Here is a 17,872-nt window from a genome sequence, read left to right as displayed (position 1 = left end):
GCATTGCCATCGAACATCCGTCAGGCTGTCATAATTTCCGGCGTGGCATAATTGCCTGCAATTCCGCTGAGGTTGACCTGCGATTTCTTAAATGCCCGGGACGGAGGGCTGCACAAACTACAGGTGAACGGGTTTTTGATGAATTCCGTCGTGACGATAAAACCGCCGGAACACACGCTACAGGCCTTACGGGAAATAATGCCGCAGTCGATAAAGCGTAATAATGTCCAGGCACGCGTGAGCCCCAGAACAGGTTTATCGTCGCAGCAGGAACCACACTGCTCCAGATAAAGACGGTAGGTTTTCATCAATATTTCAATTGGACGCCCGCCCCCGGTTTTCTGAAGATAAAGGTAAATGTTATAGAACATGGAAGAGTGAATATTCTGCTCCCATGACATGAACCAGTCCTCAGAAAAAGGGAGCATCCCTTTTGGAGGTGGACAGCCGCGTAACTCTTTATACAAGCGCAGTAAACGCCGACGACTTAACGAGGTTTCAGATTCCAGAACCTGCATTCTTGCCCCGAGGTTTATTAACCCCATGGCAATATTTACCTCTTCAATTTCTTGCAATAAACTTTTCTCGCACATTTTATGCTTCTCCCGTCACAGCAGCATCGGACACGCTTAACGAATTAAGTAAGTTTGTCGATAAAATGATGCCGGTATGAATTTGCTGAAGAGCTTCAATACGCGAATCTTTCGTCAAATTTTCGATGACCACTTCGTCATCAACACGTAAACGACAAATCAACTGATTGGTCGCAGCCAGTTTCATCAACTGTGGTAAAGACAACTCTTTTAAATTATCAATCGTGCCTTCGGATAAGCCGAGACGAAAGCTGGCAGCAAACTTATCCTGTCTGATCAGCTGCTGAGCCAGTAATAAATAAGAAAGGTTAATATCGTGAATGTTTTGCAGATACTCGTCAAAATTGGACACAAAAAGCTCCCACTGTTTTTCAACCACAAACAAGGCTAAATAGTTAAGGCAAAATGTTTACCCGGTCGATGCAGAGAGTCTTTTGGCATTGATAATCGCTGAATACAGCCAGGCTGATTCAATAAATTATCGAAAACTTTTCAATGCCAAAGGATGGCTACATCACAAATCTGACGAAATCATATTCATTAAGAATTTTCCTAACAAGCTTTAAGAAAACAGCGCGCAGCAAAAAATTATCGTAACATGATGATTTTATTATCAAAAAACACATTATTAAAGATTCTTAATTATCACGTAACGTAATTAACTTTACTCAGGAAATATTGTTAATCTTGTTAATGTTATCGCTATGTTATTCATTTCCTAACAACTCCATTCTGCTTCGTAAGCGTTTTATCGCTAAACTGTGCAATTGACTAACGCGCGTTTCCGTCACCCCCAGAATTAATCCAATCTCTTTCATGTTCAGATCCTGCTGATAATAAAGCTGCAATATCATCTGTTCACGCTTGGGGATCATTCGGATATGCTCAGCAATGTTGGCTATCAAGTTTTCCTGAATGGCCTCATTTAACGGATTAAGCTGCGCATTTTCGCCATCATTACTCTCCCAACTGTCAGAATAGTTCTCCTGAAGCTCATCCATGGAATACATCTGGCTGCTATTATTATCAGCCAGCATCTGCTGAAACTCCTTTAGCGAAACGCCCATCCGTTCAGCAATATCAGCTTCGGTCGCTTCCCCTCCCTTTTCCTGCTCGATCTGCTGAATGAGTGACACAATTTCTCGCGAATGGGATCGCACGCGCCGTGGAACCCAATCACTTTCACGAAGCTCATCCATTAATGCCCATTTCACACGCTGTGAGATCCAGGCATTAAGTGCCACCCCTTTTTTAGGGTCAAAGCTATCAATGGCACTTAAAAAACCCATAGAACCCGCCTGAATGAGATCGTCTAATTCGACATTGGCAGGCAGTCTCTTATGCAAACGCAGCGCTTCTTGCCTGACGATAAAATGGTATTTTGACCACAATGCCGTTTTATTCTCCAGCCCTTCAGCTGTGTATATACCGTCCACGCATTTCATCCACCTAATCTTCACATTCTCAATTATCAGTTGAAACCACATAATCAAAAAGTGCGATAAGCTTTTATAAAAATACGCATACTGTTAATTTAATCATCTCGCAGCTTGATAAGAATAATTGGCGGCACTTCTGACGCCAATTATTCTCCTTCAGCAGATGTCAGAACGTTTCCCACTGTGCATTATCATTTTCAACGTGACGCAACGTCATTTTTTCCGGCGCGGGCGTATGGCGTTTTTCTACTTTTTCATCTCGCAGGGTAAACTGGGCAACAAGCTGCTCAAGCTCGTCCGACTGAGATTCCAGCTTGCCTGCCGCCATAGCTGCTTCTTCCACCATCGCCGCGTTCTGCTGAGTCACCAGATCCATCTCGTTCACGGCCTGCGATATCTGATTGATACCCGCACTTTGCTCGTCAGAGGCTGAGCTGATTTCGCCCATAATCTGCGTTACTTCCGCAACCGACGTCACAATGTCCTGCATGACGCCGCTCGCCTGGCTTACCTGACGCGAACCTGTATCAATATTGCTCACGCTGGTATTAATCAGCTGATTAATCTCTTTCGCTGCATCGGCGCTGCGCTTGGCGAGGTTACGCACTTCTTCCGCCACAACCGCAAAGCCACGCCCCTGCTCTCCCGCTCGAGCGGCTTCAACCGCCGCGTTCAAGGCAAGAATGTTGGTCTGGTTCGCGATACTGTCGATGACGCCGTTAATATCGGCAATCTGACGGGAGCTTTCGGTAATCTGCGCCATGATAGCTTCCAGGTTCACCATCACCTCACCGCCATTTTGGGCATTCATGCTTGCCCCTTCTGCCAGGCTGCGTGCCGCATGTGCGTTATCCGCATTCTGACGTACGGTGGTTTTGATTTGCTCCATGCTGGCGGCCGTCTCCTGAAGGGCCGCTGCCTGTTCTTCGGTACGGGAGGAAAGGTCGCTGTTGCCCTGCGCAATCTCCTGGGCGTTAGAATGGATATGCACTACCCCTTCACGGATACCGGTGATGGTGTTGGTCAGGGAAACACGCATCTTCTCAAGCTCCCTGAGCATTTTGCCAATTTCGTTATCAGCGCCGGCTTCTATGGCATGACTCAGATCGCCTGCCGCTACGCGCTGAAGCATCTCAACGGTAGTTTCCATCCGACGCACCAGCGCAATACGCAGCCAGTAGCGAACGGCTAACAATACGCAAATCGCGATGGCCATCATCACCACGCTTACCCAAATCATCATCTTGTAGCCACTTTCCGCTACCGACACATATTCGTACCCACGGTCAGATGAGATTTCTGAATACTTCTCAATTTTTTGGCGCAGCTCCGTACGCAGTTCCATATCACCGTTCATCGAGCCCGGGTATCCTTCCGGTCGCTCAAGGTAGCCGAGCTTGGTTTGCACGGTGTTATAAACCAGGTCAAATTTGGCGCGAAGTTCTTCAGCAGCCCTTGTCTCTTCCGGGGTGTTGAATTTCACCTGCGCGAAAGCGTCCATCTCCTTGCGCGCCTCCTTCAGCAGATTGTGGGTGTGCTTGATCATCTCTGGCGATAGCGGTTTATGCAGAGACGTCTGAAGCATCATTCCGTTCGTGTTCGCCACCACCGAGTTAATGTTATATGCGGCGTTAGTCATATAGGCGTTGCTGTCATTAACGTCCACAACGCGTTTAAAATTTTTATTAATCGTCACCGAGTTATAAACGGAAAAAGCCGTAACGCCAAACAGCATGCACGAGATCATGCCGATAATCAGACTGATTACGGTATAGATTTTTAGTTTATTTAACATAGGTCCTCATCAGCCGCACATAAATATGCGGCTAAAACTTTCAGAAATAAAATGGAAGGGTAATGTTATTTATTAAATAAATTCATTTTTTGCATTGACTGAAATACCATCATGGATGCATTTAATGCAAACTCCGACATTTTGGAATCCATAATGAGCGAAGTCATTGTGCTGTAGTCCGCGCCAATGGCCGTCTGAACCTTGGTGATGGTGTCGTTGATCATGACGTCGCCGCTCATATCAAGCGCATCCAGTTGCTGAAGGTTGGTCCCCAGTTCAGCCTGTGCCTTACCCAGACGATCGATGCCGCTGGAAACGGCTTCGCTGGCGGCACTCAACGCAGTATTCAGCGCATCGCTGTCGATAGGATCGCGAGAAAGTTCTTCTACCGCTTTATCAAGAACAGAGAAGATATCCCCGAAAACTTCGCTGCCCAGGTGGCCCGTCTGCATGTCCGTACCATCGGCTACGGTTTGCCGGCGTGCGGTATCACCGCCGACATAGTTACCCGCATCGTCAAACGGTGCCGTATCGCTTTTGAATCCGCCAAAAATATAGCGCCCGCTCCCGTCGCGGTTATTCGCAAGATCCATCAGATTGCCGCGAATACCTTTTATCTCTGCACCCAGCGCCCGACGATCTTCGTCAGAGTAGCTTTCCGTTTTCGCCGCGACGATTTTTTCGGTAAGGGTAGTGGTCAGCAAATTGCCGACACCGTTCAGAATATTATCTTCATGCTCAAGTGAACCCCGCACCGTTGAACGCACGTTGCTATAAAGCTCAAGCTTCGCCAGCGCATCCTGATAATTAACCGCATCGGTAGCGGACTTGGGATCATCCGAGGCTCGCAGCAACGATTTTCCAGCAGAGAGTTGAAGATAGATATTATTATTATCACTCACGCGCTTCGACATGCTCTCGGCGCTCTGTTTAAACATATACAGCGTACTTAATCGCATCGGAAAGCTCCTTATTTAATCGAAAGCAGCGAATCAAACATGGTGGTAGCGGTCTGTAGAATTTGCGCATTGGCCTGGTAATATTGAATAAACATCTGCATATTGACGGTTTCTTCGTTCATATCGACCCCTGAAAGCGCCTGCTTCGCATCATATTTGGTTTGCAGGTCGATCTCCGCCGATGAAATGCCCGATTTTACCGCCCGCGCGTTAGAACCAATGGTCCCCACCAGGCTTGAATAAGCCTCCGTCAGCGTGCTGCCGCCAATCAGTTTCTCATTCTGGATCTTAAGCATCTCCTCCAGATTAAGATTGTTTCCTACCCCGCCACCGGAGGCATCCGCTGCGGCAAAATCCTGTGCGCTGTCAATCGCGCGGCCAATACCCTCCGCTGCCCCAGCCATAGGATTAAAGGAAAAGCTGTCCCCCGCGCTTGCGGTCACGCCAGAAAGATCGATCTCAACGCCGTCAAACTCAAGCGTGGCGGATCCGGCCGGCACCTGTTTGACCAGGCGTCCGTCCGCCCCCATTACGTTCCAGTTTGTTCCATCAAAATCGATGCTGTAATTTTCAGATTTTACGTTGGTGTAGTCCGTCACGCTGATAGCGTCGAGCGTTCCCCCACCGGCATTGCCCGCATTTGCCACCGCCTTCATGGGTGGCAGAGAGAAGAGATCGCCTCCCGGCACGCCCGTTGGCGTCTCACCCAAACGGTGCTGCTCGTTCATGCGGCTCGCCAGCATAAAGGCGATCTGGTTAAGCTCGTTTTTAGCGAGTTCAAGATCTTCGCTGCGGAACTTAAACAACCCGGCCAGGCGGCCTTTGGTAATGCTCGCTTCGTTAACCGGCGTGGTAGTACCGTTGCTGTCAACGTAAGAGACAACGATTCTGTTGGGATCGCTTTCAGACGCTGTGGTCTGTAGCTTGCTGGCGTTTTCGCCAAAGACGAGGGGACGGCCATCCTGAAGCGTGACGTCGACGCGGCCAGATACGCTGTTCTCGGTAACATCAATACCGATCTGCTCGCTCAGTTTTTCCAGTAATGCATCGCGCTGATCCAGCAGGTCCGCAGGCGGCGTGCCGTTCTGCGCCTGTACGCGTTCCAGCTGTTTATTCACTTCTGCCAGCTGGTCGCTGATGCTATTAATTTCTTTTACGCTGGTTTCGATATTGGTATTGGTGCTCTTTTCCAGCGCGGTGAGGCGCTTGCCGCTGTCATTGAAGCGCTGGGTCAATACGCCGAGTGAGCTGAATACCGCGGAACGGGCCGGGCCGTCGTCTGGGGTCGCGCTCAGCGTCGCCATCGACTTGAACAGGTTATTGATTGAGACGGAGACGTTGTCGGATTCATCGCCCAACATATTATCTATGTCGCTCAGTTGCTCCATGCGACCGCTAAGCGAGGCCCAGTTTGAGACGGAGCCGCGTAACTGCTTGTTGGCAAAAGCATCGTAAGCGCGATCGACGCCGGTCACCGTCGCGCCGTAGCCGTAAAATCCCTTTCCGGTGGTCATGCCGCCGAGCTCACCAATCACAAGGCTGCGGCGGCTATAGGTATCGCTCATGCCATTGGTCAGGTTGCTGCCCACCACACTAAGAGCGGATTGCGCTACGCTAAGGCCACTTTTCGCGAGACTAAAGAGGTTGTTCATAAGGCACCTGGCTATTCCGTTATTTCCAACCCGATATCCGGGCAGGGTCAAAATTATTGCTCTGCTTTATTCATCGGTGATTGCTAATTTATCTAAAAACTTTTTTAAAATATTTTCGCGAGGTCGTTTTTATAGGCTTCTACACCCTGCTTAATATCACCTTTTACTTTCTGAATAATGGAGATGAGTTTTTTCGCATAGGCAGGATCGGTTGCGTATCCCCCCGCCTGAAGCGCTTTGGCCGCCTGCTCCGGCGAACGGGAATGCGCAACGCCCGCATAGCGCGGGTTCTTAGTGAGTAGCGTCGTGTAATCGGCGAGCGCATGTTCATAGGAATCGTAAACGCGAAACGCGGCCTTTACCTTTTGCTTCACACCATTGATGTATTCGGTGGTCATCACCTCTGTGGTCTTGCCTTGCCAGTCACCCCCGGCCTTAATACCGAACAGGTTATGGCTGGGGCGGCCGTCAGCGGTGGGGATTTCACGCTGCCCCCATCCCGACTCCAGCGCCGCCTGCGCGAGGATCAGTTGCGGATGAACCCCGCTCTGCCTGGCGGCGATCTGTGCTGGACGCAGCAGACGAGAAATAAAGGATTGTGCCCCCTCAGCTACGTTGCCAAAGGAGACCGGCGCAGACGGAACCCGCGGCCCGGCGGCGGATCTGGCGGAGGAGGAAAGTCCCGGCAGATTAAGCGGGCCGCTGCCGGTCGTCGACACCGATGCGTTTTCGCTCTCGCCGCCCAACTGGCGCACAATCATATCCGCAAACCCAAGCTGTCCGCTCCCGGCAATATTTTGCGCCACCTGCTGATCGTGCATCGCGGTAAACATATCGGTGGACTGGCTGTGCATGAGGTCATCTTTGATGGTGGCATCGCGCATGCTCTTCATCATCATCTGCACGAAGATCCCCTCCATCTGCTGCGCCGCCGCCCTGAGCGCCCCGGGTTCAGCGCGGCGCGCATCGCGCTTCAGCGCGTCAAGAGAGCGAACGTCAAAGGCGGGCTTATCCAGACGATCGAAAGCATTCATCACTCCACCTCCAGCTTCGCACGCAGGCAACCTGCATTTTTCATTGACTGCAAAATGGACATCAGCTCATTTGGCGTCGCGCCAAGCGTATTGAGTGCCCTGATCACCGCGTTCAGATCCGTGCTGCTGCGCACGCTTTGCAGCGAGCCGCCGCGGTCGCGTACTGAGATATCGGTTTGTGGCACCACGACGGTCTGCCCGCCACCAAGGGGCGTATCCGGCTGGCTCACGACATTATTCTGCGTGACCTCTACCGTCAGCGAGCCGTAAGCCACGGCACAGGCATCGAGGGAGACATGGCGGTTCATCACCACGGCGCCGGTACGAGAGTTAACAATGACCTTCGCATCCTGTATCCCCACGCGCAGCGGAATATCCTGGATATTGGCGAGGAAACGCACCCGGGAAGGACCATCCGGCGGGGCAAACAAACGCACAGTTCGGGCATCTTCAGGGATTGCCGCCCCGCCGCTATAGCGACGATTAATCTCGTCGCTGATCTGCTGCGCCAGCGAGAAGTCCGACTCGTTTAACTGGAGACGCAGCGTGTTTTGCGTGGCGAAGTCATTTGGGACTTCGCGTTCAACCGTCGCCCCACCGCTAATGCGTCCGCCGTTAAGCTGGTTAACCTGCACGCGGCTGCCGCCTGCCTGCGCGCCAGCTCCGGAGATCAGCACGTTGCCCTGCGCCATGGCGTAGATTTGGTTGTCCGCCCCCTTAAGTGGCGTCATCAGCAGCGTACCGCCACGCAGGCTCTTCGCGTTTCCCAGAGAAGAGACCACGATGTCGATCTTATCCCCTGAGCGGGCGAATGGCGGCAGTTCAGCCGTCACCATTACCGCAGCAATATTTTTCAACTGCATGTTGGTGCCCGCCGGTACGGTAATGCCAAGCTGGGACAACATATTATTGAGGCTCTGGCCCGTAAACGGCGCCTGCATCGTCTGGTCGCCCGTGCCATCAAGCCCGACCACCAGCCCGTAGCCCATGAGCGAGTTAGAGCGCACGCCCTGCACCGTGGCCAGATCGCGAATTCGCTCGGCCTGCGCCGGCGTATACAGCATCGGAATGCTGAGCAGCAGGCCGAGAAATAACAGAATGGATTTTGTATTCATCGTCATATCAGAAAGGAGAAAGGTTCAGGAACAGGCGTTGCAGCCAGCCCATCGTCTGCGCTTCGTTGATGTAGCCGTTGCCGACATACTCAATGCGCGCATCCGCCACCTGAGTTGAGGGCACGGTGTTGGCCCCGCTGATGGTGCGAGGGTTCACCACACCCGAGAAGCGTATAAACTCGGTCCCCTGGTTTATGGCGATCTGCTTCTCACCGACCACCTGTAGATTGCCGTTCGGCAGGAGTTTATTTACCGTCACCGTGATGGTGCCGGTAAAGGTGTTGCGCGCTGCCGCCCCGCCCTTGCCGGAGAAGTCGCTTTTGCCCTCCGCGTTAAAGTCCGCTTTGCCGTTACCAAGCCAGCTGTTCGAGCTGCCCGGCATGGCCAGTAATCCCATTCCGGCCGATCCATTACGGTTGGCACTGGCGGAGGAGCTCTTGCTGGCGCTAACGTTTTCCTGAAGCAGGATCGTCAACGTGTCGCCCACGCTGCGCGGCCTGCGGTCTTCAAACATCGGCTGATAGCCATAGTTCATGGCTTGTCCTGCCTGGAACAGCGAGCCGCCGGTTGTGACCGGTGCCATCGGTAATGGTTCTGCCGACGTTGGTCCGTCCACGAGCGGCTTTTGCAAAATGTGCGCGCAGCCGCTTAGCAGCAGCACGCCCGCCAGCAGTGCAGGACGCGATAGCCCTGATGGACTGTATGTAAAAAGTGTTTTCATTTACGTGTCGATAAACCATCTATCCGCCCGAGCCAGCGCCCGGAGCGGTAAGAGAGAGGAAATTAAAGCTGGGTGAGCCTCTGCAACATCTGATCGGATGCAGAAACGGCCTTACTGTTGATCTCGTAGGCGCGCTGGACCTGGATCATATTGACCAGCTCCTCGGCCACGTTGACGTTAGACGTCTCGATGTATTTCTGCTTGAGCGTGCCTGCATCTTCAAGGCCCGGATTCAGTTCATTCGGGGCGCCGGAGGATTGCGTTTCACGATAAAGATTGCCGCCAATGCTTTCGAGACCGGCATCGTTGACAAAGGTCGCCAGGGTCAACTGCCCCACCTGCTGCGGCTGAGCCTGGCCCGGGAGCGTCACGCTGACGATACCATCAGGGCTTATCTGCATCTCTTTGGCGTCCTGCGGTACCACTACGCCCGGCAGAATGGGATGGCCTTCTGCGTTTACCAGCTGGCCGTTTTCATTTTTATCAAAATGTCCGTCACGGGTGTACGCGGTGCTGCCATCGGGCAACTGCACCTGGAAGAAGCCTTTGCCTTCGATAGCGACATCGGTATCGTTACCGGTCATGTTCAGGCCGCCCTGGGTATGCACGCGCTGGGTAGAGACCGGACGCACGCCGGTACCCAGCTGGAGGCCGCTTGGCAGCGTCGTCTGTTCGGAAGCCTGTGCGCCGGGCTGGCGCATGGTTTGATAAAGCAAATCCTGAAACACCGCTCGCTGGCGCTTAAAGCCGTTGGTATTGACGTTCGCCAGGTTGTTTGAAATTACGTCCATATTGGTCTGCTGTGCTTCCAGACCGGTTTTTGCGATCCATAATGACCGAATCATCTGTACTCCTTGCGCGGTTTAGCCCACGCTTAATAGCTGGTTGGCCTTTTGCACGTTTTCATCCGCGGTGCGGATCACCTTCATGTTCATCTCGAAGCTGCGTGCGGTGGCAATCATCTCCGTCATAGCTTTTACCGGGCTCACGTTACTTCCCTCAAGGGATTCAGGACTCAGACGCATGGCGTCATCCTGGGGCAACGCACCGCCCGCTGCCGGGCGAAACAGCCCATCGTCGCGGTGGATCAGGGTGCTCATGGGAGCGTTAACCATTTTCAGTCTTCCAACCGGCACGACAGCCGTAGGCTCATCACCCGCGCCGAGTGCAGAGACGGTACCGTCCTCCGCAATGGTGATCTGCGAATGGGGAGGAACCACCAGCGGTGCGCCGTCGCCCATCAGCGGCTTCCCGCCAACCTGCAATGCGCCATCCTGATCGATCTCAATGCCGCCGTTACGGGTGTACCCTTCACTGCCGTCCGGCAGGGCTACCGTCAGCCAGCCGTTCTGTGGGAGTGCAACGTCGAGACTGCGTCCGGTGTGGGTAATCGGTCCCATGGTGTCGTCGTTAAACGGCGTTGATTCCGCTACCAGCGCGCGGGTTTTCAGGGTCTCTCCCTCAACCGGCACAGCGCGAAACGCGGCCAGTTGGGCACGAAAGCCCGCCGTGGCGCTGTTAGCCATGTTGTTCGACGTCACGGCCTGGCGGTTGAGCGCCGCGTTAGCAGCACTCAATGCGGTATATATTGCGCGATCCATCCGCCGCCCTTATCGCAGGTTAACCAGCGTCTGGAGTAGCTCAGACTGGGTTTTGATGGTTTGCGAGTTCGACTGGTAATTACGCTGATAGACAATCATATTGACCATCTCCTGCCCCAGATCGACGTTAGACTGCTCAAGCATATTCCCGTTTATCGTACCGAAGCTGCCGGAGCCGGAGGTGCCAAGAAACGGCTGGCCGGACTGCGGCGTTTCGCTCCAGACGTTATTACCTTCAGCCGCCAGTCCACCGCTATTGGCGAAGTCAGCCAGTACGATTTGGGCCACGGTCTGACGCTGACCGTTACTGTAGGTCGCGACCACTTCTCCGCTGTCGCCAATAACAAAGCTCTGATATTTACCCGGGGCCTGTCCGTCGATCGTGTCAACTTTCACGAGGCTATCGGTGGCCCGGCGGGTTAAGCTTGAAAGATCCAGGTCGATACTCAGCGGCGCGGAGCCATTAAACGCGGCCCCGTTGATGGTCATTTTGGTACTGGCCATCGCCGCAGTGTCCATATTGCCGTTACTATCGAACTTCAACTCCAGGGAGGTCACATCAGGCGTGCCGGGCGCGGTTTCATCGCGCGCGTAAGCTTTCCACTCGCCTGCCGCGGTCTGCACAAAGTAGACCTTTACGGTGTGTTTATTGCCCAGCGTGTCGGTCGCTTCAATCTGGCTCTGATAGTTGTAGGTTTTTGGATCGCTATGATCGAACGGTTCGGTGATGATGGTGGTGTCATCTGACTTCAGGTTACCCGTAAGGGATCCGGCGGTAGACGCCGCTGGCGGCATGTCTTCGGTCGGTATACGAATGGGTCCTACTGGCGCGCCGGGAGCGATTGTCGGCGGTGTACCGGTCGCCTGGTAGCCGGTCAGGTACAAGCCATTGGTGCTGTTGATGATATTGCCGTTCTGATCCTGCTTGAACTGGCCGTTACGTCCGTAAAAGACGGCGCCACCTTCGCTCACCATGCGGAAAAAACCTTTTCCCTGTAAGCCCATATCCAGCGAGCTGTTGCCCGCCGTCAGGCCACCGTCGCCGAAGTTCTGGGTCACGCCCGCAACCTGAACCCCGAGGCCCGTCGTTCCGGCGAAGATGTCGGCGAAGGCCACGGAGCCTGCTTTAAAACCTGCTGTCTGGGAGTTGGCGATGTTGTTTCCAACCACGTCCAGCGCTTTGGCGGCTGCATTGAGACCGCTAAGACCTTGTGAAAAACTCATATTGAAGTTCCAGAGAGTAAATTATTCGCTATTTTTGGATAACAACCACGTCGCCCATGGTGATGGGGTCATGATTGAGCAGGTGCAGTACCGCGCCGTTGGCCGTCATCGTGACGCCAGACACCTGCTCCTGAATCAGGCCGGAGATTTCCGGGTTATCGCCTTCCGGATTTTTCGCGTCAAAGGAGAGCGTGTACTCCCTGTCCTGAGGCGGCCCTGGCTCCGGCTGGAAGTTTTCCAGATCGTCCAGGGTGTAAGTCTTCACCCCGGATTTCACGTCCTTCAGCTGCGCCGTATAGGCATTGCCTTCATCATCCTTCAGCGTGACGGTGACCGTTTCTGCATCGCCCGATAACAGGAAACTGAAGCTGTCTGACGGCTTCTCCTCGCCGTCCAGAGGCTGCGCGGCATCACCAAAGGCGACTTTCGGATCGCCCTCGATCAGTACCCCACGGCCTACCCAGGAGGCGGCGCTCATACTGCCCAACTGCGCCATAAGCGCCTGAACGTTGCCGACTGATGAGTTAAGTTTTTCCACTCCCGCGGCGGTATTGAACTGTGCCAGCTGGGAGGTCAGCTGGTTGTTATCCATCGGGTTAGTCGGGTCCTGGTTTTGCATCTGCGCAACCAGCAGCTTCATAAACTGCTCGGAGAGGTCGGCTGCACTGCTGCCCGTGCCGTAAGTACTGGTATTGCCGCTGGTGTCGTTTACCGTTGAAACTGTCATATCCTGCCTTACTGGCCGAGGGTTAAGGTTTTCTGCATCAGGGCCTTGGCGGAGTTCATCACCTCCACATTTGCCTGATAGCTGCGTGAGGCGGAAATGGTATTGACCATCTCATTGACCACGTTGACGTTAGGCATGCGGACATACCCCTGTTCGTCCGCCAGCGGATTACCGGGCTCATAGACCAGGCGATCGGGCGCTGAACTCTCCACCACGTCGCTGACTCTGACGCCGCCGATGCCCTGGGCAGAGGTGTCCGCTTCAAACATGACCTGGCGGGCGCGGTAAGGCTGTCCGTCAGGTCCGGCAACGCTGTCTGCGTTCGCCATATTGCTGGCGCTCACGTTGAGACGTTTTGACTGCGCGGCCATCGCCGAGCCTGAAATATCAAATACGCTAAATAACGACATTTATTTACCCCTGACTGACTACCGTCATCATTTTCTTAATATCTGCACCGAGGAATGTCAGGCTCGATTGATATTTCATGGCGTTATCCGCGAAATTAACTCGCTCGCGGTCCATATCCACGGTGTTACCATCCGCGCTTGGCTGATCCGGTACGCGATATAGCAACTGAGCATCATCGAAAGGCATTTTTTTGCCCTGCATATGCTTGCTGGACGTTAACGCCATGGTGACAGGCCCTGATGCAGGTTTATTCCCTAACGCATTTTTAAGCTGCTGAGAAAAATCAATATCTCGCGCCTGATAGCCTGGCGTATCGGCATTCGCAATATTTGATGCCAGGATTTCCTGCCGACGCGAGAGGAGACCTAACGCCTGCTGCTGGAAGCGAAACGCATCGTCAAGTTTATTCATCATGCACTCTGGTCCCTGCCTTGCTTTATATAAACCGCGATAGTGTAGACAGCGCTGATGAAATATCACACTGCAAAGACCTGACAGAAATAGGCGCTATTAGCGAAATTAAAATAGATATTTAAAACAGGCGGAACTGATTCATGAAAACGGCAGCAGAAGTGTCATTATTTAACGCAATAAAAGCGTTTCTATCGCGTATATAATTTAGTCAGAATAAGCATACCGGTTTACTTTACTGGTTTTACAATAAGGCAACAAGATGAAGCTTCCATTATTACGCATAACGCTGGTAACGCTTTTTTTCGCCAGCCCGCTGTACGCCAGCGTGCCATCCGCGACAACGGCAAAACTGCGATTAGTGCAGAAACTGGAGGCGCTGGTCAAGCTCACGGAAAATCCGGGCAATATCGTTCGTACCGTTACGCTGCTGGCCTCGCCCGGGCAGATATCAGCAGTGTGCGAAAACCCTGACCTGAGCCTGGCCGGGCATGATAACCGTCTCACCGGCAAACGCACCGCGGTGGCACGCTGCGGCATGCGTAAGTTCTATCTGCCGTTTAGCATTAGCGCCCAGGGAACCTTCTGGGTCGCCAGCCATAGTCTGAAGGGCGGGGAAATTGTGCAGCAAGGCGATATAACGCCGATGACCGGTAGCCTGGACGATTTGCCCGTAGGGCTAATGTTCGAGGCGAGGGACATTGTCGGCCAACGCCTTTTGCGCCCCCTTGCGGCGGGTAAACCGGTGCTGCAAAACCAGCTGCGCCAGCAGTGGCGTCTTCGCGCCGGGCAGACGGTAGAGCTGGTCATGTCGGGACCGGGTTTCTTTATCCGCAGCCAGGGCAAAGCGTTAAACAACGCTGCTGTTGACGATACGCTGCGCGTAAAAACCACGGGCGGACGTAACGTCACGGGAAAAGTGGGTCGGGACGGAGCCGTGACAATTTTTTCAGAACAATAATTTTAGTTTTTTCGTGTATTTCCGAAGTCTAGTGTATAGGCAAGAGCAATAACGATGACTGGCGAGGATAAACATGAGCATCGAAAGCACCCAACCCACTGCACCGATTGGCAATCTGGCCGGCGGACAGGAACTGCGTACACGCGGCACCGCGCAGGAAAATACCGTCGCGGCGGGCGAAGCGCGCGGAAACAAAACCGAAGTGACCCTGAGCGCGCTGACAAAAAAAATTCAGACCGACGACAGCCGTGACGTGGATTACGCACGCGTGGATAAAATCCGTGCCGCAATGGACTCCGGGGAGTTCACTATCGAGCCTGAGAAAATTGCTCAGGCGCTGGTGCGACATATTTTTGAGTATTAATAACGGCAGGATTTTTTAACATTATGGATAAGCTGTACCCGATACTGACGCAAATGAAAACGTCCCTGGACGAGCTGGAAGCCATCATAATTGAAGAGGTCAATCAGCTCAGCCGCGCACAAATCAATCCCGTTTCGCTACAGGTATTATCGGATAATAAAAGCCAATTGCTTTCGTCAATTCAGTACTATGATGAAATGCGTCTCCAGCAGGAACAGCTTTCCGCCCTCCAGGCGCCCTATCACCATCACAGCAGGCTGTTCACCAGCTGGAAGCTGATAAGAGAACGGGTGCAAAGCACCAAAACGCTGAACGCGCAGGTCGAAACGCTTCTGCAAAACCATATGAAGAAGAATCAATTTATGCAGAAGGTGGTAGACCGCGTGGGTCACGCCAACACGCTCTACGGCCCCGCCGGTGAATCCAGCCAGGCTCCCGCGGGTCGTAAATACAATATCAGTATCTGATTCGCGTCTTGCTTACTCGTAATCGAGCTCGCCCATGGCGAGCTTTTTTTTGCGCGCTAACGTCATGTTGCAGAGGGATTGAGGCGGGACATGCTCCCGCCTCCAGGGGCGGGAGCGTCAGACAGTGTGGTATGCCTGAGCGGAGGCGTTTGATTTAAGTAAAGCAGAAATGTTCTCGCTGAGATGGCCTCGCCGGACAGACATCCGCTGGCGCAGACGTTCATCCTGGGCAAGAAGCTGCGCAAGCTGTGCGCGGGCGTCTTCGGCAAGCGGCGAGAGATCGAACTCACAGAGCGCCTGCATACCCCGCGCGTAGGCTGCAACCTCTTCGGTAAAGCACTCCCACGCCTCCTCGTCTGCTAACCGTTGCAGACGTTCGTTACTCTGCAACATCAGGGCGATTTGCCGCATGAGTGTATCAGCCATGCTTCACCTGACGCGCCTGCGGGTCGATGGCTTTCCACGTCTCGGCCATATCCACCATCAGCGAGATAAGGTGCGGAAGCATTTCCCCGGACTTATTAAGGTTCGCCTCCAGCAAAGAGCGCGAAATATACTCGTACAGACGCTCCAGGTCGGCGGCAATCTGTCCCCCTACCTCATGGTTAAGCCCGGCGCGCAGGCCGTTATCAATAATGTTGATTGCCCGGGAGATCATCTCACCCCGGCGAGCGATATTTCCGGACTGGAAGTAGATCTCGGCGCGACGCATGGCATTAATTGCTCCGTCGTAGAGCAATACGATGAGCTGGTGCGGGGTGGCGCCAGCAATCTGGCTGTCCAGAGAGACGGAGGAATAGGCGCTGTTGCCCGTTTTGGTGTACATCTTCGGTTCCTGCCGGGCAGTTGGCCTGCCCGGATGCGTTAAAGTTTATCCCATGATCCCAAGCAGCGCGGACTGAAGCTGCTGGCTCGTACTGTTCATTTGCGTCAGGGCCTGGTCGAGACGCTGGAATTCCTTACGGCTGCGGTCAAGGCTGTCCTGAATGCGTTCCTGCATGCGGGCAATCTGTTTTTCAACGCGGGTATTTTGTTCCTTTACCCCTTTGAGGGCGGTTGCGATAGCCCCTTCTACCTTCGGGATCGAATCGTTGTCGCCCAGATAGGTGGTGAATACCTCCTCCATGCGATCCTTAATCCCGCCCGTTGAGCCGGTGCCTAAAAACAGGGCTTCCACCTCCTTTGGATTTTTCTTCAGCGCTTCATCGAGCTTTTTATTGTCGATAGAGAGTATGCCTAGGGTACCGGTACGCTCTTCGCCGGGTTTGCTTTCGTTGAAATTCACCTTGATACCGAGCGCACCCAGCGATTTATACAGATCGTCGGCATCGCCATAGCTCCCGGCGACAGCGGACTTCATCTGGCTGGTCAAACGGCGCAGGGTACCGTCACCGAAAAGCGCGCCGTTTGACGCGTTGGCCTGCGGCAGTTCATCGCCGGTCGTCTTCTCCGGTTCGTTGTAGGCACTGGCGCTGGATGCCGCGCTAAGATAGGCGTTATAGGCATTCACAAACTCTTCGATCAGGCTTTTAACCTTAGAGGTATCGGCGGTGATCGACAGTGTTTCTGATTTCAGTTTTGATGCGTCGTCAGGATCTTTTTCTGAGACCTCGCGCAGATCGAGGGTGATCCCGTCAATGGCGTCAGAAATGGTATTGGAGCTGCGTTCAATCTTCGTACCATCAATGTAGACAATGGCATTCTGCGCCGGCGTAATCTCCCGGGCATTATCCGCACCTGGCGTGACTGCCGGATCGTAATCCAGCACTTTCGCCAGCTTACTGTCGCCGCTTACGCTGATGCTAATTTCGCCATCTTCGCCGGTCTTTTTCGACGTCACAACCAGCTGATATTTGCCATCTTCGGCAGGCATTACCGTCGCGGTAACATCGCCATTTTTAGCATTAATTTTTTTAGCAATCTGTACCAGAGAGGTCTCATCATCTTTCAGTTCCACCTCCATCGGCTTGCCTTTGCCTGCGGTGATGGTCACCGTACGCGGACCGGCACCGTCGCCCAGCTGGGTGTCGTTCGCTTTTTGCGGTGCCGTCCCCACTTTATTGGCTTTTGCTAACTGCTCAACCTGGACTGAGTAGCTATTCGGGATCGCTCCCTTACCTGCCGTTGCGTTAAATGCCTTGTTGGTGCCAATGCTGACCCCGTTGAACCCTTCATCCTCCAGTTTTTTCAGCGCCGTTTTCACCGCATCCAGACTGCTGGAGATTTTACCCCAGGAGGAAGTTTGTCCTTCATAATTACTCTGCTTCTGCAAATAGGGATTTAGTTTTTTATTCTCAGCTACCTGGAGCTGCGAAATCATACTTTCAATATCTAACCCGGAGCCGCCGAGGCCTGACATAGAGAACGAAGCCATGATTTGTATTCCTGTTACAGTGAA

21 protein-coding genes are annotated in these 17,872 nt (G+C 53.4%); 3 read left to right on the top strand and 18 right to left on the bottom strand.

Going from position 1 to position 17,872, the window contains the following annotated elements:
* Positions 1 to 20: 20 nt before the first annotated feature.
* The 15 genes from flhC to flgB all read right to left on the bottom strand — a co-directional run bounded on the left by flhC (position 21) and on the right by flgB (position 13,685).
* A complete protein-coding gene (flhC, locus tag AC4OVS_RS05660; protein WP_063865269.1) occupies positions 21 to 593 on the bottom strand; it encodes a flagellar transcriptional regulator FlhC in 573 nt (190 codons plus the stop codon).
* A gap of 1 nt (position 594) precedes the next feature.
* Positions 595 to 945 (bottom strand): flagellar transcriptional regulator FlhD, encoded by a 351-nt coding sequence (flhD, locus tag AC4OVS_RS05655; protein ID WP_462825109.1) that lies wholly within the window; start codon positions 943 to 945, stop codon positions 595 to 597.
* Positions 946 to 1,300: 355 nt separating this feature from the next.
* A complete protein-coding gene (fliA, locus tag AC4OVS_RS05650) occupies positions 1,301 to 2,029 on the bottom strand; it encodes an RNA polymerase sigma factor FliA (protein ID WP_323633819.1) in 729 nt (242 codons plus the stop codon).
* Between the two features lie 169 nt (positions 2,030 to 2,198).
* Positions 2,199 to 3,827 (bottom strand): methyl-accepting chemotaxis protein, encoded by a 1,629-nt coding sequence (locus tag AC4OVS_RS05645; RefSeq protein WP_063865270.1) that lies wholly within the window; start codon positions 3,825 to 3,827, stop codon positions 2,199 to 2,201.
* Positions 3,828 to 3,892: 65 nt separating this feature from the next.
* Positions 3,893 to 4,786 carry a flagellar hook-associated protein FlgL gene (gene flgL, locus AC4OVS_RS05640; protein ID WP_063865271.1) on the bottom strand — a complete coding sequence of 298 codons (894 nt, stop codon included), beginning with the start codon at positions 4,784 to 4,786 and terminating at the stop codon, positions 3,893 to 3,895.
* 11 nt (positions 4,787 to 4,797) lie between these two features.
* A complete protein-coding gene (gene flgK / locus AC4OVS_RS05635) occupies positions 4,798 to 6,438 on the bottom strand; it encodes a flagellar hook-associated protein FlgK (RefSeq protein WP_491922247.1) in 1,641 nt (546 codons plus the stop codon).
* Positions 6,439 to 6,542: 104 nt separating this feature from the next.
* On the bottom strand, positions 6,543 to 7,472 hold the full coding sequence (flgJ, locus tag AC4OVS_RS05630; protein WP_491922246.1) for a flagellar assembly peptidoglycan hydrolase FlgJ: 930 nt from the start codon (positions 7,470 to 7,472) through the stop codon (positions 6,543 to 6,545).
* Complete coding sequence (locus AC4OVS_RS05625) at positions 7,472 to 8,536, bottom strand: flagellar basal body P-ring protein FlgI (RefSeq protein WP_045324746.1); 1,065 nt, start codon at positions 8,534 to 8,536, stop codon at positions 7,472 to 7,474. Before AC4OVS_RS05625 ends, flgJ begins: the two co-directional genes overlap by 1 nt.
* A gap of 58 nt (positions 8,537 to 8,594) precedes the next feature.
* Positions 8,595 to 9,308 carry a flagellar basal body L-ring protein FlgH gene (locus tag AC4OVS_RS05620; protein ID WP_063865275.1) on the bottom strand — a complete coding sequence of 238 codons (714 nt, stop codon included), beginning with the start codon at positions 9,306 to 9,308 and terminating at the stop codon, positions 8,595 to 8,597.
* 62 nt (positions 9,309 to 9,370) lie between these two features.
* Entirely contained in the window at positions 9,371 to 10,153 is a 783-nt protein-coding gene (gene flgG, locus AC4OVS_RS05615) for a flagellar basal-body rod protein FlgG (protein ID WP_015571595.1), read from the bottom strand.
* An 18-nt stretch (positions 10,154 to 10,171) separates the two neighbouring features.
* Positions 10,172 to 10,909 (bottom strand): flagellar basal body rod protein FlgF, encoded by a 738-nt coding sequence (locus AC4OVS_RS05610; RefSeq protein ID WP_491922245.1) that lies wholly within the window; start codon positions 10,907 to 10,909, stop codon positions 10,172 to 10,174.
* A 9-nt stretch (positions 10,910 to 10,918) separates the two neighbouring features.
* Positions 10,919 to 12,133 carry a flagellar hook protein FlgE gene (gene flgE, locus AC4OVS_RS05605; RefSeq protein ID WP_063865277.1) on the bottom strand — a complete coding sequence of 405 codons (1,215 nt, stop codon included), beginning with the start codon at positions 12,131 to 12,133 and terminating at the stop codon, positions 10,919 to 10,921.
* 28 nt (positions 12,134 to 12,161) lie between these two features.
* The gene (locus AC4OVS_RS05600; protein ID WP_063865278.1) at positions 12,162 to 12,860 is read right to left on the bottom strand and encodes a flagellar hook assembly protein FlgD; all 699 of its coding nucleotides are present in this window, start codon (positions 12,858 to 12,860) and stop codon (positions 12,162 to 12,164) included.
* 8 nt (positions 12,861 to 12,868) lie between these two features.
* Positions 12,869 to 13,270: a flagellar basal body rod protein FlgC gene (gene flgC, locus AC4OVS_RS05595; RefSeq protein WP_491922244.1), complete on the bottom strand. Its 402-nt coding sequence runs from the start codon at positions 13,268 to 13,270 to the stop codon at positions 12,869 to 12,871.
* Between the two features lie 4 nt (positions 13,271 to 13,274).
* The gene (gene flgB, locus AC4OVS_RS05590) at positions 13,275 to 13,685 is read right to left on the bottom strand and encodes a flagellar basal body rod protein FlgB (protein ID WP_063865280.1); all 411 of its coding nucleotides are present in this window, start codon (positions 13,683 to 13,685) and stop codon (positions 13,275 to 13,277) included.
* A gap of 259 nt (positions 13,686 to 13,944) precedes the next feature.
* Between flgB and flgA the strand changes: the two genes are divergently transcribed.
* The 3 genes from flgA to AC4OVS_RS05575 all read left to right on the top strand — a co-directional run bounded on the left by flgA (position 13,945) and on the right by AC4OVS_RS05575 (position 15,474).
* Positions 13,945 to 14,643, top strand: coding sequence for a flagellar basal body P-ring formation chaperone FlgA (gene flgA / locus AC4OVS_RS05585; RefSeq protein WP_180243122.1), 699 nt, complete (start codon positions 13,945 to 13,947; stop codon positions 14,641 to 14,643).
* A gap of 73 nt (positions 14,644 to 14,716) precedes the next feature.
* On the top strand, positions 14,717 to 15,007 hold the full coding sequence (gene flgM, locus AC4OVS_RS05580) for a flagellar biosynthesis anti-sigma factor FlgM (protein WP_180243123.1): 291 nt from the start codon (positions 14,717 to 14,719) through the stop codon (positions 15,005 to 15,007).
* 23 nt (positions 15,008 to 15,030) lie between these two features.
* Positions 15,031 to 15,474 (top strand): flagella synthesis protein FlgN, encoded by a 444-nt coding sequence (locus AC4OVS_RS05575; protein WP_491922243.1) that lies wholly within the window; start codon positions 15,031 to 15,033, stop codon positions 15,472 to 15,474.
* 117 nt (positions 15,475 to 15,591) lie between these two features.
* Here AC4OVS_RS05575 and fliT read toward each other — a convergent pair whose 3' ends face one another.
* Genes fliT through fliD form a run of 3 tightly spaced genes read right to left on the bottom strand, consistent with a single transcriptional unit; the run spans position 15,592 to position 17,848 of the window.
* Positions 15,592 to 15,900, bottom strand: coding sequence for a flagellar protein FliT (gene fliT / locus AC4OVS_RS05570; RefSeq protein ID WP_323633803.1), 309 nt, complete (start codon positions 15,898 to 15,900; stop codon positions 15,592 to 15,594).
* Entirely contained in the window at positions 15,893 to 16,300 is a 408-nt protein-coding gene (gene fliS / locus AC4OVS_RS05565; RefSeq protein ID WP_017692827.1) for a flagellar export chaperone FliS, read from the bottom strand. Before fliS ends, fliT begins: the two co-directional genes overlap by 8 nt.
* Positions 16,301 to 16,345: 45 nt before the next feature.
* Positions 16,346 to 17,848 (bottom strand): flagellar filament capping protein FliD, encoded by a 1,503-nt coding sequence (gene fliD / locus AC4OVS_RS05560; RefSeq protein WP_063865285.1) that lies wholly within the window; start codon positions 17,846 to 17,848, stop codon positions 16,346 to 16,348.
* Between the last annotated feature and the right edge of the window lie 24 nt (positions 17,849 to 17,872).

The organism is Enterobacter sp. 4974935 (assembly GCF_058661735.1).
Note: the sequence above shows the minus strand (reverse complement) of the source record. Positions and strands in the feature narration are given on the sequence as shown.